This window comes from Microcoleus sp. MON1_C5 (genome assembly GCF_036701875.1).
Taxonomy (GTDB): domain Bacteria; phylum Cyanobacteriota; class Cyanobacteriia; order Cyanobacteriales; family Microcoleaceae; genus Microcoleus.
In genome coordinates this window covers 50,866-74,710 of the sequence record NZ_JAUBRN010000011.1, presented here as the reverse complement: position 1 = coordinate 74,710, position 23,845 = coordinate 50,866, and the positions used below count along the sequence as shown (strand labels likewise).

General features: G+C 45.7%; 19 protein-coding genes. 11 read left to right on the top strand and 8 right to left on the bottom strand.

The window, feature by feature from the left end; genetic code table 11:
* The first annotated feature begins 47 nt into the window (after window positions 1-47).
* Entirely contained in the window at window positions 48-665 is a 618-nt protein-coding gene (locus QUA71_RS08020; RefSeq protein ID WP_190656556.1) for a cell division protein SepF, read from the top strand.
* A 192-nt stretch (window positions 666-857) separates the two neighbouring features.
* Window positions 858-1,703 carry a pyrroline-5-carboxylate reductase gene (gene proC / locus QUA71_RS08015; protein ID WP_190656554.1) on the top strand — a complete coding sequence of 282 codons (846 nt, stop codon included), beginning with the start codon at window positions 858-860 and terminating at the stop codon, window positions 1,701-1,703.
* A gap of 36 nt (window positions 1,704-1,739) precedes the next feature.
* On the opposite strand, the gene QUA71_RS08010 is transcribed toward proC, so the two are convergent.
* The 3 genes from QUA71_RS08010 to QUA71_RS08000 form a co-directional block, all read right to left on the bottom strand.
* Window positions 1,740-4,136 carry a bifunctional serine/threonine-protein kinase/ABC transporter substrate-binding protein gene (locus QUA71_RS08010; RefSeq protein WP_333283868.1) on the bottom strand — a complete coding sequence of 799 codons (2,397 nt, stop codon included), beginning with the start codon at window positions 4,134-4,136 and terminating at the stop codon, window positions 1,740-1,742.
* Between the two features lie 168 nt (window positions 4,137-4,304).
* On the bottom strand, window positions 4,305-6,737 hold the full coding sequence (locus tag QUA71_RS08005) for a bifunctional serine/threonine-protein kinase/ABC transporter substrate-binding protein (protein WP_333283865.1): 2,433 nt from the start codon (window positions 6,735-6,737) through the stop codon (window positions 4,305-4,307).
* A gap of 168 nt (window positions 6,738-6,905) precedes the next feature.
* Window positions 6,906-9,269 (bottom strand): bifunctional serine/threonine-protein kinase/ABC transporter substrate-binding protein, encoded by a 2,364-nt coding sequence (locus tag QUA71_RS08000; protein ID WP_333283863.1) that lies wholly within the window; start codon window positions 9,267-9,269, stop codon window positions 6,906-6,908.
* Window positions 9,270-9,447: 178 nt separating this feature from the next.
* Between QUA71_RS08000 and QUA71_RS07995 the strand changes: the two genes are divergently transcribed.
* Entirely contained in the window at window positions 9,448-10,269 is an 822-nt protein-coding gene (locus tag QUA71_RS07995; protein WP_333283862.1) for a calcium-binding protein, read from the top strand.
* A gap of 119 nt (window positions 10,270-10,388) precedes the next feature.
* Here the strand turns inward: QUA71_RS07995 and plsY are convergent, their stop codons facing one another.
* Entirely contained in the window at window positions 10,389-11,069 is a 681-nt protein-coding gene (plsY, locus tag QUA71_RS07990; RefSeq protein WP_333283860.1) for a glycerol-3-phosphate 1-O-acyltransferase PlsY, read from the bottom strand.
* Between the two features lie 8 nt (window positions 11,070-11,077).
* Here plsY and QUA71_RS07985 point away from each other — a divergent pair, with 8 nt between their 5' ends.
* Window positions 11,078-11,236 carry a hypothetical protein gene (locus tag QUA71_RS07985; protein WP_333283858.1) on the top strand — a complete coding sequence of 53 codons (159 nt, stop codon included), beginning with the start codon at window positions 11,078-11,080 and terminating at the stop codon, window positions 11,234-11,236.
* Here the strand turns inward: QUA71_RS07985 and QUA71_RS07980 are convergent.
* Together QUA71_RS07980 and QUA71_RS07975 are read right to left on the bottom strand one after the other, a co-directional pair.
* A complete protein-coding gene (locus QUA71_RS07980; RefSeq protein WP_333283856.1) occupies window positions 11,223-12,554 on the bottom strand; it encodes a DUF3086 domain-containing protein in 1,332 nt (443 codons plus the stop codon). The two genes, QUA71_RS07985 and QUA71_RS07980, sit on opposite strands and share 14 nt — an antisense overlap.
* A 58-nt stretch (window positions 12,555-12,612) precedes the next feature.
* A complete protein-coding gene (locus QUA71_RS07975; protein WP_333219003.1) occupies window positions 12,613-13,005 on the bottom strand; it encodes a DUF3119 family protein in 393 nt (130 codons plus the stop codon).
* A 226-nt stretch (window positions 13,006-13,231) separates the two neighbouring features.
* Between QUA71_RS07975 and QUA71_RS07970 the strand changes: the two genes are divergently transcribed.
* Window positions 13,232-14,422 (top strand): transposase, encoded by a 1,191-nt coding sequence (locus QUA71_RS07970; protein WP_333283854.1) that lies wholly within the window; start codon window positions 13,232-13,234, stop codon window positions 14,420-14,422.
* Between the two features lie 51 nt (window positions 14,423-14,473).
* Here the strand turns inward: QUA71_RS07970 and QUA71_RS07965 are convergent, their stop codons facing one another.
* Entirely contained in the window at window positions 14,474-15,268 is a 795-nt protein-coding gene (locus QUA71_RS07965) for an MlaE family lipid ABC transporter permease subunit (RefSeq protein WP_190656543.1), read from the bottom strand.
* Between the two features lie 186 nt (window positions 15,269-15,454).
* Between QUA71_RS07965 and QUA71_RS07960 the strand changes: the two genes are divergently transcribed.
* On the top strand, window positions 15,455-15,742 hold the full coding sequence (locus tag QUA71_RS07960) for a hypothetical protein (RefSeq protein ID WP_006634216.1): 288 nt from the start codon (window positions 15,455-15,457) through the stop codon (window positions 15,740-15,742).
* A 495-nt stretch (window positions 15,743-16,237) separates the two neighbouring features.
* Window positions 16,238-16,681: an Hsp20/alpha crystallin family protein gene (locus QUA71_RS07955; RefSeq protein ID WP_190656530.1), complete on the top strand. Its 444-nt coding sequence runs from the start codon at window positions 16,238-16,240 to the stop codon at window positions 16,679-16,681.
* A 143-nt stretch (window positions 16,682-16,824) separates the two neighbouring features.
* On the opposite strand, the gene QUA71_RS07950 is transcribed toward QUA71_RS07955, so the two are convergent.
* Complete coding sequence (locus tag QUA71_RS07950) at window positions 16,825-17,001, bottom strand: hypothetical protein (protein ID WP_333219010.1); 177 nt, start codon at window positions 16,999-17,001, stop codon at window positions 16,825-16,827.
* Between the two features lie 23 nt (window positions 17,002-17,024).
* Between QUA71_RS07950 and QUA71_RS07945 the strand changes: the two genes are divergently transcribed.
* The 4 genes from QUA71_RS07945 to QUA71_RS07930 all read left to right on the top strand — a co-directional run bounded on the left by QUA71_RS07945 (window position 17,025) and on the right by QUA71_RS07930 (window position 23,755).
* Window positions 17,025-17,306, top strand: a complete 282-nt coding sequence (locus QUA71_RS07945; protein WP_333283851.1) for a hypothetical protein — start codon at window positions 17,025-17,027, stop codon at window positions 17,304-17,306.
* The gene (locus QUA71_RS07940; RefSeq protein ID WP_333283849.1) at window positions 17,299-17,694 is read left to right on the top strand and encodes a hypothetical protein; all 396 of its coding nucleotides are present in this window, start codon (window positions 17,299-17,301) and stop codon (window positions 17,692-17,694) included. Before QUA71_RS07945 ends, QUA71_RS07940 begins: the two co-directional genes overlap by 8 nt.
* Window positions 17,695-18,042: 348 nt before the next feature.
* Entirely contained in the window at window positions 18,043-18,444 is a 402-nt protein-coding gene (locus QUA71_RS07935; protein WP_006634220.1) for a fasciclin domain-containing protein, read from the top strand.
* 202 nt (window positions 18,445-18,646) lie between these two features.
* Complete coding sequence (locus QUA71_RS07930; RefSeq protein WP_333283847.1) at window positions 18,647-23,755, top strand: PAS domain S-box protein; 5,109 nt, start codon at window positions 18,647-18,649, stop codon at window positions 23,753-23,755.
* The last annotated feature ends 90 nt before the right edge of the window (window positions 23,756-23,845 follow it).

The window sequence follows — 23,845 nt, the reverse complement described above, 5'->3', positions numbered from 1 at the left end:
CGACGCGAGTATAGTCGGGGCAGCAAAGTCGTGAAGGAGAGTGAATCATGAATATTTTTTCTAAACTGCGAGATTTTGTAGGCATCAACAATGAGCCTGAGTACGATGACGTGTACGACGAAACCGAAGGGGAGCGCTATCAGAACTTCTACCCAGCGCCTGAACCGAACCCCGCTGCAGTCGCAGCAGCCGAAGAAGAACGTCGTCAAAATCGTAGAATGCGAGAGCGGTCAGTAGTAGGATCGACAGGTATGGATGTCGTTGCACCAACCGGGGGAGTAGGGTCAGTAATGAATAACGTGATTGGAATGCCTGGAGCTATGAACGGGATTTCGGAAGTAGTAGTAATGGAGCCGCGCACTTTTGAAGAGATGCCGGCAGCAATTCGAGCGCTTAAGGAACGGAAGTCTGTGGTTTTGAACCTGACGGTGATGGACCCAGACCAAGCGCAAAGAGCTGTGGACTTTGTGGCGGGCGGTACTTATGCCCTTGACGGTCATCAAGAGCGAATTGGCGAAAGTATTTTCTTGTTTACGCCTAGCTGCGTGCAGGTGAGAACTCAGTCTGGTGTGGTTCACGAAGTGCCTCCTGCTCAAGGACGCCCTCGTGCTGCTGCTCCTGCACCAACAGTCTGGCCTGCAGAACAAGCTCCAATCGCTCAGTAGTCAGTAGTTAGTAGTCAGTTGACAGTGGTGAGTAGTCAGTAGTCAGTAGTCAGTAGTCAATAGTTAACAACTAATAACTGTGGAATAAACACTGCGGATTAATAACATTAGCTAACAACTAAGTAACCAATGACAACTGACAACTGACAACTGACAACTGATAACTCAAAAGTGACAAGTGACAACTGACTAATGACTAACATAAAATTTGGTACCATCGGCGGCGGGGTAATGGGAGAAGCTCTCTTATCCCGCTTAATTGCACAAAAAGTTTATTTGCCTTCAGAAATATTGGTGAGCGACCCACAACTTCAACGCCGCCAATTTTTGACGGAAACCTACGGGATTGGAACAACAGCCAGCAATCTAGAAGTTGCTGCCGCTACAGAAGTGCTGTTTTTGGCGATTAAACCGCAAGTTTTTGATACGGTAGCTTTGGAGTTGGCCGTGGCTGCCGATCGCCAACAGGGCAATAATGGAGAAACGGCTAATTCTGAGCCAGAAGCGCTGGTAGTGTCGATTTTGGCAGGAGTGCCACTGAGCAAGCTCGAACCAGCCTTCCCGGGGCGGGGAGTGCTGCGTGTGATGCCGAATACCCCAGCAACGGTAGGAGCGGGAATGAGCGCGATCGCCTCGGGAAAACTCGTGCAACCGGCTGATTTAGAATTGGTAAAGCGCATCTTTCAGGCCGTGGGAGAAGTGGTAGAAGTGCCTGAGAGTATGCTGGATGCGGTGACGGGGCTTTCGGGTTCCGGGCCTGGTTATGTAGCAATTTTAATTGAGGCCTTGACAGATGGCGGAGTTTGTGCAGGACTGCCACGGGCGATCGCCTCTCAATTAGCTTTGCAAACAGTATTCGGTACGGCGAAGCTAATGCAAGAAACGGGAATGCACCCGGCACAATTGAAAGATCAAGTTACAAGTCCCGGCGGCACGACTATTGCGGGAATTGCGAAATTAGAGAGTAGCGGCTTTCGATCGGCCCTAATCGAAGCAGTGAAAGCAGCTTGTTTGCGTTCTCAAGAATTAGGGAAATAACTCACGAATGACGCCCAGAAACAATCAGAAATGAGTTCAATAGCACTTTAAACCTGCCACTTTTGCTGTCGCATACTTGACGGGAACAAAAGCTACACCGAATTGTTCTTTTCGACACTTGACAATATGCACCAATTCGCTGGGGGAATTTTTGCGATCGCCCTTCGCATCAAACTGAATAGTTCCTGTTCCTCCTTCCACAATAAAATTCGGAAGAGAAAGCGTTTTTTGCATTCCTTCGCGGCTGGGTTGCTGCTGCATTTCCATTGCCTTAATCAGTGCAATAGTTGCATCGTAAGCTAAGGCGGTATCGGTATTTACCGTTCCTCCCCACAACTTTTGAGCCTGTTGAGGAAATTTTTTATTAACACTGCTTAAGGGATGCCAGGGGACAGAGACGATTAGTTTTTCAAAAGATTTTAACTGGGATACGGCTTCCAAAGTTCTCCACTTGTAGAGTACCCAAATTCCGGCTATCCAATTGCGATTGCCGTTGGCTTTAACCATTGCGATCGCGTTATTTAATGAATTAGTAATTTGACCGTCTGGAGATAACACGATCGCAGTTTCCCCTGTGCGCTGGATTTGATTTAAAGCTGTTTGGGCGTTGAATTCATTTTTGGATAAATCAAACTCGCGACTTCTGACTATTTTTGCTTTTTTGTCATCTTGAAACTGCCGTTTGAAAGCTTGTGTAAAATAAGAACCAGACGAACTGCCGGGATTGTATAAAACTGTCGCTTGATTTTTGCCTACTGACCGCAGATACTTTGCTAAAGTTTGAGCAGCAAACCGACTCGAATAGGATGTGCGAAAGAAAATTTTTCGATGCTTTTCTGTCAGTTCTTCCGTTGTGCTTCCCGGAGAAATCAAAACCAGGTTATTTTGGTCATAAATATCTACCGCTGATAGGGTAATTTCGCTGGCATAGTGACCGACTACTCCTAAAATATCCGGCTGTTTAACCAGTGCATTTGCTGTTTTAATGGCCTCTGTTTTTAAATTCGCATCGTCAGCAATGATGACTTTCAGACCTTTTTCGTTAATAGCTTTGGCTTCGAGAAAGCTGTGACCGGGAAAGCTTTTCTTCCTCTCATTAGCAGCGCTTAATCCTAAATTAACTTGTGTTTGGGCTTGGGCAACGCCGCGCAAAATTTCTTTTGCCGAATCTGCATTAATTACAGAACCCTCCTGAGTTCTCAGGATGGGAACGGCAACAGCAATTGTGTAATAATCAGCATTTTTAGCCTGAAGCCAAGCATTGTTCATGTAAATTAAAGTTTCGGGATCGATGCTGTCTTCTTCGTTCCAGGATTTTTTGAATAAATTAAAAGCAGATTCATAATTAGATTTGGCAAACTCCTCAACTCCCCTTTGCTTTAACCGAGGCGAAGAAGTTTTTACTAGGATTTCTTCGCCGCAACTCACAGCATCTCCTTGGATTAAAGGACAAGTTTTAGGTGTAATTGTGCGTAAAAAAATAGGGGCTGCCAGTCCCGCTGTCATTCCCGCAACTGCCAATGGCAACAAGCCAAAGATAGATCGAGAAAACAGCCTGCGTTTCGGTGGTGGTGAGTGCAATGCTGTGATCGCTCGCAAATCCTGTAACACTTCAGCAGCGGATTGATAGCGATCGTTAAAGTGGTAGCGCACCATCTTATTTAAAACTTTTTTTAGCTTGTCGCTAATTTGTACCATCGGGCGATCGTCAGTGGAGTAATGCCAGACGAGTTCGCCAGTTTTTTGATGGTTGAAAAAATCTGCAATATCTAAACCTGCGATCGCTTGAATGCCGATGATTCCCACAGCATAGATATCGCTGTTAAATCTGGGCTGATTTTTCCACTGTTCCGCCGGCATATAACCGTCTGTACCAACGGCACGAGTTTGAGTTATTTGACCGTTATCGATCGCCAAAGTACCGATCGCTTTTACTGCCCCAAAATCAATCACCGCAATTTTGCCGTCTAGCTTGCGCCGGATTAAGTTTGACGGTTTAATATCGCGGTGAATAATACCTTGAGAGTGGACGCAATCTAAAACTGACAAAATATCCAGCAATAAATCAATAACTTCTGACTCCTTAAACTGCCTGAGAGAAGCGAGTTCTTTATTCAGCGGATTTCCTTCGATGTATTCTTGAATTAAGTAAAATTTTCCCTGTTCTTGGAAGCGATCGATTAACTGGGGAATGCGCGGACACTTATCGAGATACTTCAGGGTTTTAGCTTCTTTTTCAAATTGCTGTTGTGCTTCTTCCAACAGCCGCGCATCCTTAGATTGAGGCGGCTCAATTTCCTTGACGACGCACAGGGGATTTTCGGGGCTGCCCAAAGCGTCGTTAGCCGTATAGGTTTTAGCAAACCCTCCCTCACCTAATTGACCGATAATTCGGTAGCGCGCGCGCAGAATATCCCCTGGTTTTAGGCACATAAATTCTCCGATTCCCCGACTGGCTGCACTCGTTGACGTTGATTTTACCATCGGGCGGGAACGGGTTTATATAGTTTACTCACGAGTATGTAACGCCGCCCTCTGGCGGTTCATGTACCGCTAGCGAGGGCGGCTAACGCAAGAAAATTGAATCAATCAGAAACGAGTTCAATCGCACTTTAAACCTGCCGCTTTTGCTGTCGGGTACTTGACGGGAACAAAAGCGAGGCCGAACCGCTCTTTTGGACACTTGACAATATGTACTAAGTCCGGTCGAAAATTTTGGCGATCGCCCTTGGCATCAAACTCAATAGTTCCGGTTGCTCCTGTGGCGCTAAAATTCTGACTCGCAATAGTGTGCTGCATCCCTTCGCGGCTGGGTTGCTGTTGCATTTCTATTGCTGTAATTAGCGTCCGAGTTGCATCGTAGGTTAAAGCTGTGCGGTGGTTGACGTTTCCTCCCCAAAGCTTTCGAGCATTTTCGGCAAATGTGGGGTTGGGAGCAGCTAAGGGATGCCAAGAGGATGATGTCACCAGTTTATTAAAAGACTGTAACTGGGAGGCAGTTTCTAAGGTTTTCTGGCTGTAGATTCCCCCGGTTCCCACTACCCAATTGCGATCGCCATTGGCTTTAATAAGTGCCATCGCATTTTTGACTGCATTCGGGACATGACTCGTACTTAAGACAATCGCTGTTTTCTCAGTTCGCTCGATTTCTTGTAATGCTAATTCAACGTTAAAATTTTTCTTACATAAATCGAATTCAGTGATGCTAAAAATATTTCCTCCTGCTTGTCTAAACTCTTTTCTGAATTCTTCCCACAATGAAGAAGTAGCTTGAATCTCAGGACAATAGAAACCCGCCGCTTTTTTGGAACCTGCCTTTTCAATCAGATAGTTCTTGAAGTTTTCAGCAGTAATTTGATGTCTAGGGACAGTGCGAAAGAAAAACTTCCGACGTTTTTCTGTTAATTGTTCCGTTGTACTCCCCGGCGAAATTAAGACTAAGTTATTTTTGTCATAAATATCGACTGCATGCACAGTCATCTCGCTAGTATAGTGACCGACGACGCCCAAAATCTCGGTTTGCTTCACGAGTGAAGAGGCTCTAGCTTGTGCCTCTGCTTTCAGATTGGCATCGTCAGCGATAATGACTCTAATACCCTTGCCCTTAATGGCTTTCCCTGCTAAAAAACCTTGACCGGGAAAGTCGTTATTGCGATCGGAATTAAAGAGTCCTAGGTTGACTTCTGTTTGGGCGTGGGCAATGCCGCGCAACATTTCTCTAGCCAAATCAGAATTGACAGTACCTCCTTCGCTGTTGCTAATGGGAACGGCAACTGCAAGGGTGTAATAATCAGCTTTTTTTGCTTTCAAAAGGGCATTATTCATGTAAATTAAAGTTTCGGGATCTTTGCGTTCTTCTTCGTTCCACGATTGCTTAAATAAATTAAAAGCTGATTGATAATTTGCATTAAAAAACTCATCTATTCCCCTTTCTTTTAAGCGAGAAGCCGATGTTTTTATCAGGATTTCCTCGCCACAACTCGCAGCATCTCCCTTGATTAAAGGACAAGTTTTAGGTGTAAAAATTTTGTGTATTAAAAATACTGCTAGCCCGAGGAATCCTGCGATCGCGATCGGCAAGCAAACTCTCAATGTATCTTGCCGGCACTGAGGCTTCGGCAGCAGAGGTTGTTGTGGAGGGGGCGCAGGTGAGTGCAATGCTGTTAGCGATTCCCTACGGGATAGCTTCGCTTCACGCAAATCCTGTAACACTTCAGCAGCGGATTGATAGCGATCATTAAAGTGGTAGCGCACCATCTTATTTAAAACTTTTTTTAGCTTGTCGCTAATTTGGACTATCGGGCGATCGTCAGTTGAGTAGTGCCAGACGAGTTCCCCAGTTTTTTTATCATTAAAAAAGTCTTCAATATCTAAACCTGCGATCGCTTGAATGCCAATGATTCCCACAGCATAGATATCGCTATTAAATCTGGGCTGATTTGTCCACTGTTCGGCTGGCATATAACCGTCTGTACCAACGGCACGAGTTTGAGTTATTTGACCGTTCTCGATCGCCAAAGTGCCGATCGCTTTTACCGCCCCAAAGTCAATCACCGCAATTTTGCCGTCTAGCTTGCGCCGGATTAAGTTTGACGGTTTAATATCTCGGTGAATAATACCTTGAGAGTGTACGCACTCTAAAACTGACAAAATGTCCAGCAATAAATCAATAACTGCTGACTCCTGAAACTGCTGGCCTGAAATTAGTTCTTGATTCAGCGGATTTCCGTCGATGTATTCTTGAATTAAGTAAAATTTTCCCTTTTCCAGAAAGCGAGCGATAAACTTGGGAATGCGCGGACACTTATCGAGATACTTCAGGGTTTTAGCTTCTTTTTCAAATTGCTGTTGTGCTTCTTCCAACAGCCGCGCATCCTTAGATTGAGGCGGCTCAATTTCCTTGACGACGCACAGGGGATTTTCGGGGCTGCCCAAAGCGTCGTTAGCCGTATAGGTTTTAGCAAACCCTCCCTCACCTAATTTAGCGATAATTCGGTAGCGCGCGCGCAGAATATCCCCTGGTTTTAGGCACATAAATTCTCCGATTCCCCGACTGGCTGCACTCGTTGACGTTGATTTTACCATCCGGCGGGAACGGGTTTATATAGTTTACTCACGAGTATGTAACGCCGCCCTCTGGCGGTTCATGTATCGCGAGCGAGGGCGGCTAACGCAAGAAAATTGAATCAATCAGAAACGAGTTCAATCGCAATTTAAACCTGCCGCTGCCGCTGTCGGGTACTTGACGGGAACAAAAGCGAGGCCGAACTGCTCTTTTGGACACTCTACAATATGTACTAAATCGCTGGGATGATTTTTCCGATCGCCATTTTCCGGCGAGTTAAACTGAATGGTTCCTGTTGCTCCCCAAGCCCTAAAATCAGGAGATGAAAGCGTTCTTTGCATTCCTTCGCGACTGGGTTCCTGCTGCATTTCCAATGCCTTTATGAGTGCGCGCGCTGCATCGTAACCTGAAGCTATACGAGTATTTCCCTCTTCTCCCCACAGCGATCGAGCCTGTTGAGGAAATTCTTCGTTGGGGCTGTTTAAGGGATGCCAGCCGACAGAAAGGATTAGTTTTTCAAACAACATTTGCGGTTGCCCAGATACAAATTCTAACATTTGCGGACACATCAGCATCCATGCCCCGGCAATCCAATTGCGATCGGCGTTAAGTTTTATTATCTCAAATGCGCTGTTTAAGGCTCCCCTAACATGAGGGTCTGGAACTAGCACGATCGCAGTTTCTGGGTTGGCCTGGATTTCCTCGATCGCTCTTTGGGCGTTGAAGTCTGTTTGATATAAATCGAAATCGCGAATGCAGACTATTTCCCCCCCTTTGCGGTCTCGAAAATACGTTGTGTACTCTTCCTTAAAAGATGCGCTAAATGGGCTTTCCTGATTGTATAAAATTGCTACTTGTGTTTGATTTTTTGCGAGGAGGTAGTCCGCTAAATCTTTAGCGATTAAACTGCTCGTATATTGAGTCCGAAAGAAATATTTTTTAGGCTCATCTGTTAGCTCTTGCGTGGCTGCACCCGGAGACATCAAAACCAGATTATTGTTATTGTAAATATCTACCGTGTACATCGTCATCTCGCTGCTAGCGTGACCGACAACTGCTAAAATCTCCGGTTGATTTACCAGTGAGATTGCTCTTTGTCTTGCCTTTCTTTCATCGTTCCCATCGTCAGCAATAATTACCTTAAGTCCTTTGCCGTTAATGGCTTGACTTGGTAAAAAATCTCGACCGGGAAAGTCCCGATCGCTAGCATTGGACAGTCCCAAATTAACTTCTGTTTGCGCTTGAGCCACTCCGCGCAGAAATTCTTTTGCCTGAGCACCAAGCAGAGCAAAACTGTCCGGCCTTCTCCCACAAATGGGAATGGCTACAGCAATTGTGTAATAAGGAGCGTTGCTGACCTCCAGAAAAGCATTGTTCAGGTAAACTAAAGTTTCTGGATCTTTGCCGTATTCTCTATGCCACGATTGTGTGAATAAATTAAAAGCTTGCTCTGAATTTGAAGCTGCAAATTTTTCAACTCCTCTTTGCTTTAACCGAGGACGAGAACTGGTAAAGAGAATTCTTTCTCCGGCACTTAAATTATCTGGGAGGACTAAACCAGGGTTTGAGCTCACAGGTGTCCTGCTGTCACTGGTGATCGAATATTCCACTCCCACCTGCGTCGCAGTTTCAATCGGCGGTGAGGGCGATAGCACCACCGATCGCAAATCCTGTAACACTTCAGCAGCGGATTGATAGCGATCGTTAAAGTGGTAGCGCACCATCTTATTTAAAACTTTTTCCAGCTTGTCGCTAATTTGTACCATCGGGCGATCGTCAGTTGAGTAGTGCCAGACAAGTTCGCCAGTTTTTTTATGATTTAAAAAGTCTTCAATATCTAAACCTGCGATCGCTTGAATGCCGATGATTCCCACAGCATAGATATCGCTGTTAAATCTTGGCTGATTTTTCCACTGTTCTGCCGGCATATAACCGTCTGTACCGATGATGCGAGTTTGAGTTATTTGACCGCCCTGAATCGCCAAATTGCTAATACCTTTGACTGCCCCAAAGTCAATCACGGCAATTTTGCCGGAGCGGTTACACCGGATTAAGTTTGACGGTTTAATATCGCGGTGAATAATATGTTTTTTGTGGACGCAATCTAAAACTTCTAAAATGTCCTGCAATAACTCAATAACTTCTGATTCCTTAAACAGCCTGCCTGAACCTATCTCCTCGTTCAGCGGATTTCCTTCGATGTATTCTTGAATTAAGTAAAATTTTCCCTGTTCTTGAAAGTGCTCGATTAACCTGGGAATGCGCGAGCACTCTTCCAGAGATATCAGGGATCTAGCTTCTCTTTCAAATTGCACCTGCGCCGCCTGCAAAACCTCCGGATCGTTCGATTGAGGAGGCCCAATTTCCTTGACGACGCACAGGGGATTTTCGGGGCTGCCCAAAGCGTCGTTAGCCCTATAGGTTTTAGCAAACCCTCCCTCACCTAATTTAGCGATAATTCGGTAGCGATCGCGCAGAATATCCCCTGGATTCAGACACATAAATTTTTACAATGCCTTAACTCGCTGCACTCGTTGAGGTCGATCGTACCACAAATATGACTTTTATGAACTCAAAGTTATGACTTTTATGAACTCAAAGTTATGAATATATGAATTGATTTTGAGAGTAGCTTATTTAATAATCTTGGCATCTGAGATTTTAGGGACAAAATATTTTATGGCTTTACAAAGAGACCCATCAGGAGTGCCTCGCTTAGTTGGCGACAATACATCTGAATCTGTTGAGTTATCCGTCGCTAATTCCCGATTCGGAGGTGTAACTAATTTCCCCTCGGGAGTATGGATGCTCGGAGGTGACGATTCAGTCATAGGCTCAACAGCTAACGATTTCGTTTATGGCAATGAAGGGGAAGATATTATCAGAGGGAATTTTGGCAACGATTCTTTACTTGGGGGAAGAGGGAAAGACGCAATAAATGGAAATGAAGGCAATGACTCTCTAAACGGAGGTCAAGATGGAGATGTACTTTTTGGTGAGAGTGGCAATGATATTTTATTGGGAGGTAAAGGCAATGATTTTTTAGTCAGCGGTAGCGGAAATGACACTCTGGTTGGAGGTTTGGGTCGCGACCTTTTAACAGGTTTGGGTGATAGTGGTTCACTCAAAATCGGGGGCAGCAACTTGTACGTCCTTCAAGCAGAATCCGGAGTTAGAGATATCAATAATGCCGATTTCATTGTAGGTTTCCGACAACCTTTTGATAAAATTGGATTAGCAGGCGGTTTGACTGTGAATGATATAGTTTTGGAAAACTTGACAAATGTGCCAATTACGATACAGGTAGAATTTCCGCAAGTTGCGGGTTCTGTTGTCACGCCAGAGCAATCACAGCTATTAAGACCCGTATCTATAGTGAGTTCCGGCACTCTGATCAAAGTCAGGAATTCAGGAGATGCAATCGGTTTTGTTGAGGGTGTAACGCCTGTGCAACTGCAAAACAGCATTCTAAACAGCATTATCCCTGTTCAGGGATTCTGAGCTATATAATGCGCTGCCATGCCTGCTATAAAAGCTTAATTGGAGATGCTGCTAGCGATCGCCCGCGCGCTAAACTGTGGGATTTTTAAGGCGCGATCGCACTTCAATCAAACTAATTATCACTCGCTAGCTGCTGTTTCCAATTTCTCTCCTATCCTCGGTTCAGTACCGTTCAAAAGCCGCTGAATATTGCTCCGATGCCGCACAATTACAAATACACCGCCCGCAATTCCAAACAATACATAAGCCAGCGGCTGATGTAAAGCAAACATCAATCCAGCAACGCTAATTGCTCCGATAATTGAACTTAAAGAGACAATTCGCGATACCGCAAATACGATTCCAAAAATTCCGAAAGTTCCCAAACCTACTGGCCAGTACAAACCAAGCAAAACTCCCAAACTCGTAGCCACCGATTTACCGCCGGTAAACCCCAGCCAGATTGATTTGCTGTGGCCCAAAACAGCAGAGAAACCAGCCCAAGTTGCCATCCAAGGGATGACAGTTGCAGTATTTTCTAAACCTGCCGCGGTTGCTAGCTGCTGGGTAAAACTGAGAGAGTAAATGTAGCGGATTAGGACGATCGCACTTACCCCCTTCAAAACATCAACCAGCAACACCCCCAACCCCGGCCACTTCCCCAAAGTCCTCAGTACGTTAGTCGCACCCGTCGAACCCGAACCAACCTCTCGAATATCAATTCCCAGCATCCATTTCCCCAAGGCGTACCCAGTCGGAATCGAACCCAGCAGATAAGCTGCTATTAGCAATGCCCCATTTAAAATTATCCAGCTAGCCATTTTTTAATTTGAGATTTCGTGTACAGCAGAAGGAAGAAGGAAGAAGGAAGAAGAAGAAACAACCAATTCCGGTTAATTTCCCTCTGAGTTTCTTCAGTCCGCGCAGGCGGACGAAAGTTTGTATAGCAGCGAATTATATTCGCCCGGACTTGCTCAAAAATCCTTAGCAGTCGTCAAAGTTTGCGGGTCAGAAGCAAAAGCCAACCACAGCGGAAATTGCAGCAGTGACAAACTAATTAAATCCTCAGTTTCATCAATGACAATTAGTGGCAATTTGCCCTCTTTCACCAGTCGATCGGCTTTTTGAGCTAAAGCTTCCGCAGACTCAAACATAATAATCCCCCGTTCCGGGCCAAAATCGCTGCGAGTAATGCCCAAACAGTCCTGCAAACCCCGGCGCCACTCTCCTAAACGTTCGGGACTGTTGGCGAGTACCAAAGTCCGCACCCGTCCACCGTAGACGCTTCTGAGTACAGAAATAATAGTCGAAGTAATCAAGATATTTTGCAAGCGCGAACCCATAGTCCGCAAAGCACCCCTTCCTCCTTGAGTGAAAAACCAGTTAGAAACTCGTTCCGCGTGGATGGGTTCAAAAGTGCGGCGAAGTTGCCAAGGGGGGCCGTAGTAGTCGGGGAGGGTGCGATATTGATCGAGGGTGCGGCGAATTTGTTTGGCTTGTTCTTGAAATCCCTGTTCCGCAAATTTGGGATTTACTGGTGCTGAGGATTGAGACTCCTCAGCAGGAATTTGCTTGGGTGTCTCTTGCACTGGTGGCGTCAAATCTAAGAGTTCGGCGGTAGCGGCCAAATCCTGCAAACTGCCTACTAGATAGTCTTTGAAACCCTGGACTCGAATTGCTAAATCTTGGGAAACGCCGGCAAAAGTGGTTCGCATTTCCTTTTGAATTCGATCGCGCCGGCGTTCGAGTTTTTCTACTTCGATTTGTAGCGCTTGTTTGCGGTGATCTAGTTGAATCAAGCCGTCTTGTACCAAACGCCCGATCGAGGCTTGAGCCTGGCCCAACGCTTCTATAGCATTGGCTTTGTCGGCTTCCAATGCGGCAATTTTTTCAGTCAAATTTTGTTCTTGCTGCTGCAATTCTTTGACTCTCTCTGCCAACTGTTCGGTAAGATTTTCTGGGATGTGCGTTACCGTTTCTGGGGTTGCTGTTGGCTGGGAGTCTGTTGGAGGCTCGATTTGAGCGATCGGACTTTCTGATTCGCCATCGTCGGTGTTGGGCGGAATTTGGGCGATTGCGCCTGCTTCGTCCACGAATTGGGCGATTTCGGCATCTTCCTCGCCCAGCGGCGGGTCTGTATCTGGCGGGAGTTGGGCTGGCAGTTCATTTTCGTCGATCCACAAATCTCGTGTTTGAGATAGAAGTTGGTATTCCGTCTCATTCACGGGTAAATCGACTTCGCCGTCACCGCTTGGGGCGGCTGGTTGTGGTTGCGGTTCTTGGGTTGGAGATTCGTCTGAATTCATGGGAAATTTTGTTCGGCGTGGGCACGGAAAAGTTAAAAATTAAAAATTAACAACTTTTTTAGTCTTGACGGGGACAGCGCTGTTCTAAGCAGGTCTGTAGCATTTTACGATCGAACAGAACCGGCAGGAAGTGAATGCTGTTAATTTCTTTGAAATAGAACAAAATCGGCACAGCGGGCCAAAATATCCGCCAATTTTGCCATTCTCGGTAAGGAAAGCGGCGGATTAAGTTGGACGATCGATAAATGTCCAAATCTGTCGGGGTAAATTGTAGCCGGATGGTGGCGGCTTGGTACATCAGAAACAAGCCGAACAGCGAAAGCGGCAAACTCGCCCACTTCTGCACGAACAGCAGCGGTAGGGCGGCCAGTACCAGGACTAGGGGAATCGCATAACTCGGAGCCAGCTCGATCGTACTTGTCGGCGCAGTCGAAGAGGCAGTTGTATTCACGGGTTTAAATCAAGGGTAGTAAACTAATGTTGCCAATTATTCATATTTTATAGGAAATAAGCTGAAAACCCTGTGACTTCAGTCCAGGGACGGGCGATCGCGGGAGACTTTAGTCTCCCAGTCAAATCCTTGCTTCATCAGAAATACGAGTTACATTGTAAACTTTCTTTACTTTGGGGAGCCGTCTTATGTCAAACGATATAACATAAAAACCGGAGGTAAAGCAATGCTAGTTTTTGAGTTTAAAGCCTACGGGAAACAGAATCAGTTCAATGCAGTGGATGAAGCAATTCGTACCGCTAAATTTGTCCGCAATAGTTGTTTGCGCTATTGGATGGATAACAAAAAAGTGGGTCGATACGACTTAAATAAATACTGTGCTGTACTGGCTCGCGACTTTCCCTTTGCTGACGAACTCAACTCAATGGCTCGACAATCGAGCGCTGAACGAGCATGGTCTGCTATCTCCCGATTTTATGATAATTGCAAGAAAGGGATTCCTGGTAAAAAAGGTTATCCACAGTTTCAGAAAAACTGCCGCTCAGTTGAGTACAAAACGAGTGGATGGAAGCTTGCGGACGATAGAAAATCAATCAATTTTCTCGATAAAAAAGGGATTGGAAGGTTAAAACTAAAAGGCACACGCGACTTGCACTTCTACCAAATCAGTCAAATCAAACGGGTGAGATTGGTAAAACGTGCGGATGGCGTGTACGTTCAATTCTGTGTTGATGTTGATCGAAAAGAAAACACAGAACCCTCTGGTACTACGCTCGGATTAGACATGGGTCTGAAGGAATATTACACTGATTCAAACGGAGTTACGGTTGAAAATCCGAAGTTCCTCAGAAAAGGTGAAAAAGTTCTTAAGCGTTCAGTACGTAGTGTCTCCAGGAAAGTAAGAGGTTCAAAGAATAGGGGCAAAGCTAGGCAGATTCTAGGCAAACGCCATCTCAAAATAAGTAGGCAGCGTAAAGACCATGCAGTGAAATTAGCACGGTGCGTAATCTCATCAAACGATGTAGTGGCTTACGAAGACTTGAGAATCAAAAACATGGTGAAGAATCACTGTTTAGCTAAGTCTATTAATGACGCATCTTGGTATCAATTTCGTCTTTGGCTTGAATACTTCGGTAAAGTATTTGGAAAGATTACGGTTGCGGTGAACCCACAGTACACCACCCAAGAATGCTCTAAGTGCGGTGAAATTGTCAAAAAAACGCTATCCACGAGAACACACGTTTGTAAATGTGGGTGTGTAATGGATAGAGATTTCAACGCAGCTAGAAATATCCTTCGTCGAGGATTGGGTACGGCGGGACACGTCGGAACCTTTGGTCTTGAGCCAAGCAACGCTTTAGGAGAATTGACCTCTACTGTTGTTGGAGAAATCCTGCTTCAGCAAGTTGAATCGTAGATTAAAGAATCCCCGCGCGTTTACGCCCGGGAGTGTCAACTGTTTCCTAGCTTACAAGCCTTTGAGTACGCTAGAGCCCGTCCCCTGAAACATCAGCCAAGTCATGAAAAAGTTCACAATAAAAATAGCCAGTAAAGCCGTCACCACCGCCGTAGTAGTCGATTGACCGACGCCTTTTGCCCCGCCGGTGGTAGTCAAACCCCAGCTAGTGCCGATTACAGCAATCAAGCCACCGAATACAAAAGCCTTAATTGCCGCGCTGCAAATATCCCACAGACTCAGGAAATTGCGGACTGATTCTAAAAACACGCTTTGAGAGATGCCGTACATCGTTGTAGCAATCAGCAGTCCGCCGAGGACGCCGGTGACGAGACACATGATGGTTAAAATTGGCAGCATCAAGCAGCAAGCAAGGACGCGGGGAATGACTAAATAGTCGATCGGGTCTGTTCTGAGCATCAGCAGGGCATCTATCTGTTCTGTTACCTGCATCGTGCCGATTTCCGCTGCAAAAGCCGAACCTACCCGTCCCGTCACGATGACGGCTGTTAAGACCGGGCCGAGTTCACGAGTCAAAGACAAAGCCAAAACGCCACCGACGACATTGGCGGCCCCGAGGTTAATAAACTCCCTGGCTACCTGAATAGTAAATACCATGCCGACAAAACCCGCAGTCAGCAAAGCAATCAGCAGAGATTCCGGGCCGACTGCTGCCATTTGGTCGATGGTGTTGCGGCGGTGAATTTTGCCCTTCAGCAAGTGCAGCATGACTTGGCCGCCCAATAAAGCTGCTGCCAGCAACCGCTGACTCCACAAACTGAGGCTCGAAGATGTAGTGGTGCTCAAGGGGATTTCGAGTGTAGAACAACTGCAAAAAATGAAATCTATCTACAAATCTTAAACAAGTTTTTTCTATAACATTTAAGATTTCTGACAGAACTGGCCACTGACGGCGATCGCTGCCTATCGTAGAAAAGGACAAGTTTTGTTTGCTTGCACCTTTCGGCAGTTTAGCTGAATTTACTGACTCTTATGAGCATTTTTCCCAATTTTCTTCGCTCTGTACTGCTGACGAGCCTGTTGAGCTTTGTCGCCCCCGTCTTGTTAATCGGCGCGGGATTGGCTAGCTTTTTGCTGATCGGCTTCGTGCCTGCTCTCCAAGGAGTTGGTCGTTCTGGAGAAGACCTGATTTTGCAGTTCTTAGCTACTTTCGGCAGCGGCTGTCCCCTCCAGGGCTTTTTCGTGATTGGTCTAACTTTTGGTTTAGTGGGTGCTTTGTTTGATACCTACGCTTCTTATCAGCATTCGCGGTGGAGTTAATTTTGTTTCGTTATATGTGGAATGTGAGATTTTAGGTTGGGAATTCTAAATTAAATCTAAAATCTCAAATTGTTGGGTTCCGATGCGATCGAATAGCGCCACCTGCAATGACTTCGCCCACAAACAGATAGTTGCTAGCAGACAGGAGTGGTGGAGAGCAAAAAATTTTAGACGAAAGTTAAAATTTCCCGAGTCATGTGTGGAGTCAATCTCAAATCTCAACTCTCCAACCTCAAATCGGCTGACTTCGCCAAAAAACGGATACTTGAAATTTTAGACTCTTGGTCAAACTTCCCGATTCATCTGTGGAGTCAATCTCAAATCTCCACTCTCAAACCGACTCACTCAACATTATGGCTCGCAAATGTTCGGTAATGCGATCGGCCTTTTTGCGGAAAACCGAATCCCCCTATTTCTGGAGCTGGAATATATTAAATACAGGTTGAGTCAAGTGTTTCTCAACCCTAAAAACTTCAGATAGTCGAGGTATTAGTTATGGCACTTATTCGTTGGGAACCTTTGCGGGAAATGGACTCCTTGCAACGAGAAATGAATCGGTTGTTTGATAGCTTGACTCCGGCAACCGATCGCGCATCTAACGGTGTTGCTTTTCTCCCCCCCGCCGAACTCGATGAAACTCCCGAAGCCATCCACCTTAAATTAGAAGTTCCGGGCATGGAAGCTAAGGATTTGGACGTACAAGTAACCGCAGAAGCTGTTGCTATTAGTGGCGAACGCCGTCAGGAAACTAAGAGTGAAGATAAAGGCATGACTCGCTCTGAGTTCCGTTACGGTTCGTTCCGCCGGGTGATTCCCCTACCCGCACGGGTTCAAAATGACAGCGTAGAAGCTGAGTACAAAAATGGAGTTTTGCACCTGAATTTGCCCAAAGCGGAAGCAGAAAAGAACCGCGTGGTGAAAGTGCAAATCGGTGGCTAATAATTGTTTCCTAGTTTAGTTAGTTTTAGTTAATTAGTAGGGGGGCGCAAGGCACCCCCTATTTGTTTGGGGAATTGAGAATTCGTCATTGGGAATTGAAAATTGTGCCGAAAAGCATTGGGAATTGCGAGTTTGAGGAATGATTATTCCTTTTTCCTTCTTCCTTCTTCCTTCTTCCATCCATCCGTTACATCCTCAGAAAGCGAATCCGTTGCGGAACTTCCTTTTTCCGATTCTGCAACTGTGCTAAACTCGAAGATGAATGGTTGGTGAGGAGACTTGCGTGCCGAGTCAGGGAGTTGGAGGAAATGGAATTGCATCTGAGTTTGGAGACTTAACGGGGATGACTCGCCAAGAAGTCGATGATTTTTTGCGCGGATTGGGTGCAGAAATCAGAACTACTAGAGAGGGTTATGTTGCATATAAATTTTTTGATAAGTCAACAGTAATGATCCGTCCTAACGGTGAAGTGATTAGAACGGCTGCACCGAAATATGGAGCAGATGGAAGAAATATCAACAAAGGTTTGCGTCTCGATAGAGATGGTAAATTATTGCGGACGAGAGACGAATTTGGTAATTTAATTCCAGGTACTCACAATACGGGAGAAAAATTAAATGAGTGATTGGAAGGATGACTATAACTTGCTTGGATTGGGTGGTTTTACATCTTTAATCACAAATGTCAAAGTATCTTCCTGGGGAAACGAAGTATTAATTGAATGCGTCTACAATCCAGAAGAAAGATTGCCTTATATCCTGGCCTTCAAAGACTGCCGCGATATCAGTTGGACTGTACACGATGAAGAGGCAGTTGGCGAACTGGAAGCTGAATTATTCGGAATTTCATTGGGCGAGCCGGAACACCGCAAGCCTGCGGTGATTACTACAGACATTTTTGAAATTTCAATTTTGTACGGCAGTTTTAGCATTCACAAGGGAGAAAACCTAAATGCTGAAGTAGCCGATTTAGAAACAGAGGTTTTGGTATCACAATCGCCCGCAGTATTGTAGCAATTTAAAAGCACCACGCGGTTAAATTGCCAAGCGGTTAGTAATATTATGTCGTGTAAAATAACTATTACAGTCCTGGACGCACTCCGACTCCTCGAAACTGGGTTTTTTACCTAATCTGCGGGTTTTAACGAAGTATTTTCGTAAAAAACCCGGTTTCTGGGCCCCCATGCGTAAGTCCTATATTATTAGGTTTGTAGTGAGGACTGAAGTCCTCAGCAAAAATCTGAGGATTGAAGTCCTCACTACAAAATAATTACCAATTTTTCAAAAAAGACAGTAGGTATTGTTGGCAGCCTCAGTTTACGATACTTAAGAGAACATTTTTTGCAAATGAGGTAAAACACAATGCCTGATATTGTTGATATTGCCGTAGGTGCGGGTTCGTTTCAAACCCTGGTAACGGCGGTGCAAGTAGCTAATTTAGTAGATGCGCTCAAAAGTCCGGGCCCTTTCACTGTCTTTGCACCCACTGACGATGCTTTTGCGAAATTGCCGCCGGGAACTATCACCACCCTAGTGCAGAACGTTCCCCAACTGACCAGGATTTTGATGTTTCACGTCGTATCGGGGAAGTTTATGAAGGCTGATTTGGCAAAACTCGGTTTTGTTACTTCTTTAGAAGGTTCGCCGATTAAAATTGATTGTTCTGACGGTTTTGAGGTGAAAAATGCTACAGTTGTCGCTGCGGATATCGAAGCAGACAATGGCGTCATCCACGTCATCGATAACGTGATTTTAATGGGATAATTTCGCCGTCTAATCTCGCTGCGGGAGCCAAGCAGGTGCTTTGCGGTGCCGCTTTGCTCCCGATCGCACGCTTTTTTTTATCGGTTGAAGGTAATTTCAATATAAAAAAGTTGTTTTTTCGGCGGATGTATTTTAAGATGATTGTTTGAAAAAGTTTAAAAATCAATAATTATAATATAAGCAAACCAGTTTGGTGAGCACTATGCAAATCCTAGCCGCCAGCCTCAAAGCAAAAGTCCGCCAGCGTACCTTGGAACTGCAAGTTCTCAACGAACTTACTGCAAAAGTTCAAGCGGCTCTCAGTGTTGAGGAAATTTGGTCTGCGTGTCTGGCACATCTCGATCGCCTCATTCCCACACAGGCGATCGCAATTTTGACGCTACCGGACGATCAAATATATCTGGAACACTTACAGCCGTTAAGTGCTAGCACAAAAGCCGAAATGGAAGGGCGCTTGCAAGCTGCTGGCGCTGAATGGCTTGCTGGCAATCGGGACTGGGCGCACAACATCACTCCGCCACCAATTGCTCAGTTTCAGTCAGTCTTGATGGCACCAGCCAACCTGGATGACAGTGAAGAATTGTTGGGAGTATTTTTCATTGGTGCAGAGCAGGCAACTGCTTTTAATTTGGAACACCTTTGTTTGCTCCACACCGTAGCTCAAATTTGTGCAAAACAGTTAGTAAGTTTAGCACGTCAAACGACCAGTGCCAAGGATAGATTTCAAAATAATTTGGCTCTGGATTCTGAAAGTCAAGAACTATTGTTGCGGGCTGTAATGGAGGAGGGCCCGGACAGAGTTTTTGCGAAAGATAGAAACTTTAGATACATTTTTGTAAATCAAAGTTTTGCTGAATATTTGGGAAAAAATGTTGAGGGAATTATCGGCAAAGATGATATTGAATTAGGGTTTTCAGCGGAATTAGTATTTGGCGATCGCAACAGCCAAATTAGGGGCATCCGCGAAGAAGATCGAGCTGTGCTGGCTGGGGAGAGGGTTCGCAATCCCTACCAGGCGATCGTCTTTGAAGGCGGAAAACAGCACGTCTTTGACACGCAAAAAGTGCCGCTATGCGATGCAGAGGGTAATATATTTGGGGTTTTGGGCTTTTCTAGAGAGATAGGTCAATTGCAGGCCACAGATGAAGCCAGGAATCAAAGCCAAGCCAAACTGCAAAAAATTACTGCTAGCGTACCGGGTACGGTATATCAAATTGACTTACATCCAGACGGCTCAATGGCTTTCTCATTTGTAAGCGCCGGCTGCCGAGAATTGTATGAAATCGCACCAGAGGAGGCTCAGCAGGATATTAATGTAATTGTTAACATGATTCATCCCGAAGATCGAGATGATTTCCTTAACTCGCTGACGCTTTCTGCTGAAAATTTGCAGCCTTGGCGCTGGGAAGGAAAAATTGTCACTCCGTCAGGAAAACTTAAATGGGTTCAAGGAGCTTCTCAGCCAGAATTACAAGCATCGGGAGAGATAGTTTACTACGGGTTGTTCACGGATATTAGCGCCCGGAAACAAGCTGAACGGAAGCTGCAACTTTATCAACAAATCTTTTTGAAATCCAACGATGCGATCGCGATCTTAGACCCCGAAGGCTATTACTTAGAAACAAATCAAGCTCACACGGCTTTGCTGGGTTACAGTGCGTCAAAATTGTGGGGAAAAACGCCTGCCACTCACATGGGAGAACAGGCATTTATGTCTGTGCTGCAAAGCTTGGCAGAAACAGGGAGTTACCGAGGCGAAATGACCTGTATTAAGGCTATGCAAGAAGGAACAGTTGAGGTGGAGGTTTCGGCTTTTGCGGTTCTCAATGATGCTGGGGATGTAGTTTGTTACGTAAGTGTCAAAAGAGACATCACCGAACGCAAGCGAGCTGAGGAAAAACTAAAGCTTTACCGAGAAATATTTTTAAACTCCAATGATGCGATCGTGATTATCGATGCTGACGGGTTTTTCCTCGAACAAAATCGTGCTCACCAAACGCTTCTAGAATACACAGACGCGGAATTAGAAGCAGAAGCGTCGCCGCTGGTTGCGGGGGAGCGCTTTTCGGCAATTGCCCAAAGTTTAGCGGAAACTGGAAGTTTTCGGGGCGAAATTACTAACTGCACTAAAAAAGGCCAGACGCTGGCGATCGACGTTGCGGCATACTCTGTGATTAACAACGCCGACGATGTAATTTGTCATGTCTGCGTCAAGCGCGACATTACCGAACGCAAAAAAGGAGAAGAAGAACGGCAAAAATTTGTGTCGCTGATTGAAAACAGCAGCGATTTTATCGGTATGGCTACTCTAAAAGGCCAAACGCTCTTTGTCAACGAAGCCGGACGGAAAATGGTGGGGGTAGAGAATCTTTCGGAAGTGCTTAATACCGAGATATGGGAGTATATCGGCCCAAATTTTAAACAGAAATTCAGTCAAGAGATTTTGCCAACAATTAGCAACCAGGGCCAGTGGCAAGGAGAAGGTCAAATGCAGCACTGGCGCAGCGGAAGACGCATAGATGTTTTGATAAATGCTTTTCTGGTCAAGCACCCTCAAAGCACCGAACCGCTGTGCTTTGCTGCGGTAATTCGCGATGTCACCGAACGCAAGCAAGCTGAGAGAATGCTGCAGGAACAAGCAGAACAAGAACGGCTTGTTTCGGCGATCGCCCAGCGAGTCCGGCAGTCTCTCAACCTCACTCAAACTCTGAGCACTGCTGTACAAGAAGTGCGGCAGTTGTTAGCAACTGACCGCACAGTAATTTATCGTTTTGAGTCCGACGAAACAGCGGTTGTTGTTGTGGAATCTGTAGGGGATGATTGGATGCCACTGCTGGGCAGAGAAGTTCCAATGACATCCTTTGGGGAAAGTTATGTATCTCTATATAGTGCTGGACAAATTCAAGCAATGGCAGATATTTATACTGCCAGTTTGAGTGAAAAACACCGAGATTTACTTGCTAGTTTGCAGGTCAGGGCTAATTTAGTTGTACCAATTTTTATAGGCGATGAAAGTCAGGAGTTGGCAACAGAATATTTGCCGAAAATTCCCAGAATTTGCTCCCATGGAAGGAGTTTGGAAACGAGTCAAAATCGGTTGTGGGGATTGCTGATTGCCCATCAGTGCAGAGGTCCGCGCGTTTGGACTGATTCTGAGGTGGATTTACTAGGAAGGTTGAGCGTACAGTTGGCGATCGCCATTCAGCAATCTACTCTTTTTGAACAAGCGCAGCAAGCCCGAGAAGCTGCCCTAGAAGCGTCTCGAATGAAGTCGTTATTTTTAGCAAATATGAGTCACGAAATCCGTACTCCCATGAATGGAGTGATGGGGATGACTGATTTGCTGCTGAAAACGAATCTTACTCCCGAACAGATTGACTTTGTGCAGACGCTGAAACTCAGCGGTCAAAATTTACTCTCCATCATTAACGATATTCTGGATCTCTCCAAACTGGAAGCCGGAGAAATGCGCTTAGAAATACTAGAATTTAACCTCAGTATCTGTATGAATGAAGTGCTGGATTTGTTGGCAACTCCCGCACAAGAAAAAGGTATAGAAGTGGTGGCACTGATTGACAGCGACGTGCCGCTGCAAATTAAAGGTGATGCAGCGCGGTTGCGGCAAATACTCACTAATTTGATCAACAATGCTATTAAGTTTACAGAAGCAGGAGAAGTGGTAATTGAGGTGGCTGATGCTAGCGATCCTGGGTTATTTGCAGCCAGCGAGAATCAGAAAATTTTAGAGAATATCGAACCGTTAAAAATAGAAAACAAGGACTCGATGCTCCTGCTGTTTAAAGTCACAGATACAGGAATTGGGATTGCTCCGGAAGACCAAAAAAAGCTGTTTCAATCTTTTACTCAAGTAGATGCCTCTACAACAAGAAAATATGGTGGAACAGGTTTGGGGCTGGCTATTTCTAAGGAGTTGGTGGAGTTAATGGGTGGGCAAATCGGTGTGGAAAGTACCCCTGGTCAAGGCTCGACTTTTTGGTTTACTGTGCCGACAGTTAAGGAAAATTTAACTGGTGTCGGGACAGCGTGCGAAGTGAATTTGGAAACGGTGCTGGCGGGGCGAAAAATGTTAATTGCTAGCGACAAGCCGACAGTGCGAAAAGTGTTAGTGAGAATGGCTGTTGTGTGGGGAATGGAGGTTGAGGAGGTTGAGAACGGTTGGATGACGATCGCATCTCTGTACAAAGCTGTCAGCCTTAATTCCCCTTACGATATCGTTTTGGTTGATATTCAGTTGCCGGAAATGGTGGCGGGAAGTCTCGAACGCTTGATGATTTCTGAGCCGGCAATGCAGCAGACAAAGTGGGTGGTGCTGACTTCAATGACTCAGCTTGGAGAGGCGAAACGCTTGGTAGATAGCGGTTTTAGTGGCTATTTAACTAAACCTGTGAAAGCTCACCGACTATTTGATTGCTTGGCGAATGCGATCGCCCCGAGTACGCTGATTGATGAGCCGCGAGCAAATCCAACGTCCAATCGAGCCTCAGCTATTGACAACCGGGACTTAGCAAGTTTAAAGATTTTGTTAGTTGAAGATACTCCAATCAATCAAAAAGTTGGTCTGAATCAACTCAGAGTTTTGGGATGCGCGGCGGATGTGGCCAATAACGGTGCAGAGGCTGTATCTATGGTTGCTCTGAAAAAGTATGACATTGTGTTGATGGACTGTCAGATGCCGGTTTTGGACGGTTACGAAGCAACGCTGCAATTGCGCCGCCTAGAAGCGACAGATGTTGCTGCTGGCAAGATGCAGCCGCATCAAAAGACGGTGGTGATTGCGATGACGGCGAATGCTTTGAAGGGCGATCGGGAAAAGTGTCTGGCGGCGGGCATGGACGATTATATTAGCAAACCTATTGCGATTGAAAAGTTAAAATCGGTACTAGAAAATTGGTCCGCCAAGCTAAAAATTGAAACTCCCAAGTTTAAGGGCGAGGAACTTCAAAATTCTGAGCCAGATATCGAATCGGTAGTCGATATGGCACGTTTGCACGAAATTTCGGGCGCTGATTTAGAGTTTGAGCGGGAAATACTGCAAGTTTTTGTGGTGGATACTGGTAGTTATTTAGAAGCTGCTAAGGAGGCGATCGCCTCGGGAGATATGGAGACACTCGCCCGCCACGCTCATCAAATTAAAGGTGTCAGCGCTACGGCGGCGGTGCGGTTAATGCCCGATATGGCAGATCAGCTTCAAAGTCGGGCTGAATCTAATGATTTGGAGGGGGCTACAAAAATCATTGCTGAATTAGAAATAATTCTGGCGGGGGTTCAAAAGTTTGTGGCTACTGAGTAATCAATCAATTTTCTCTTGAACCGGGCTATCGGGCCCGATCCCGGACAGCTCTTGGCAGCCCCCGCGAGCGAGCGCGTGTAAAGATTTTTA

Bases quoted from the DNA above. Each gene is read 5' to 3' on its own strand.
- QUA71_RS07980 (WP_333283856.1), bottom strand. From the start codon at position 12,554: ATGAATTCAGACGAATCTCCAACCCAAGAACCGCAACCACAACCAGCC.
- QUA71_RS07960 (WP_006634216.1), top strand. From the start codon at position 15,455: ATGAGCATTTTTCCCAATTTTCTTCGCTCTGTACTGCTGACGAGCCTG.
- QUA71_RS07970 (WP_333283854.1), top strand. From the start codon at position 13,232: ATGCTAGTTTTTGAGTTTAAAGCCTACGGGAAACAGAATCAGTTCAAT.
- QUA71_RS07940 (WP_333283849.1), top strand. From the start codon at position 17,299: ATGAGTGATTGGAAGGATGACTATAACTTGCTTGGATTGGGTGGTTTT.
- QUA71_RS08005 (WP_333283865.1), bottom strand. From the start codon at position 6,737: ATGTGCCTAAAACCAGGGGATATTCTGCGCGCGCGCTACCGAATTATC.
- QUA71_RS07950 (WP_333219010.1), bottom strand. From the start codon at position 17,001: ATGCAATTCCATTTCCTCCAACTCCCTGACTCGGCACGCAAGTCTCCT.
- QUA71_RS08000 (WP_333283863.1), bottom strand. From the start codon at position 9,269: ATGTGTCTGAATCCAGGGGATATTCTGCGCGATCGCTACCGAATTATC.
- proC (WP_190656554.1), top strand. From the start codon at position 858: ATGACTAACATAAAATTTGGTACCATCGGCGGCGGGGTAATGGGAGAA.
- plsY (WP_333283860.1), bottom strand. From the start codon at position 11,069: ATGGCTAGCTGGATAATTTTAAATGGGGCATTGCTAATAGCAGCTTAT.
- QUA71_RS08010 (WP_333283868.1), bottom strand. From the start codon at position 4,136: ATGTGCCTAAAACCAGGGGATATTCTGCGCGCGCGCTACCGAATTATC.
- QUA71_RS07995 (WP_333283862.1), top strand. From the start codon at position 9,448: ATGGCTTTACAAAGAGACCCATCAGGAGTGCCTCGCTTAGTTGGCGAC.
- QUA71_RS07955 (WP_190656530.1), top strand. From the start codon at position 16,238: ATGGCACTTATTCGTTGGGAACCTTTGCGGGAAATGGACTCCTTGCAA.
- QUA71_RS08020 (WP_190656556.1), top strand. From the start codon at position 48: ATGAATATTTTTTCTAAACTGCGAGATTTTGTAGGCATCAACAATGAG.
- QUA71_RS07945 (WP_333283851.1), top strand. From the start codon at position 17,025: ATGACTCGCCAAGAAGTCGATGATTTTTTGCGCGGATTGGGTGCAGAA.
- QUA71_RS07930 (WP_333283847.1), top strand. From the start codon at position 18,647: ATGCAAATCCTAGCCGCCAGCCTCAAAGCAAAAGTCCGCCAGCGTACC.
- QUA71_RS07935 (WP_006634220.1), top strand. From the start codon at position 18,043: ATGCCTGATATTGTTGATATTGCCGTAGGTGCGGGTTCGTTTCAAACC.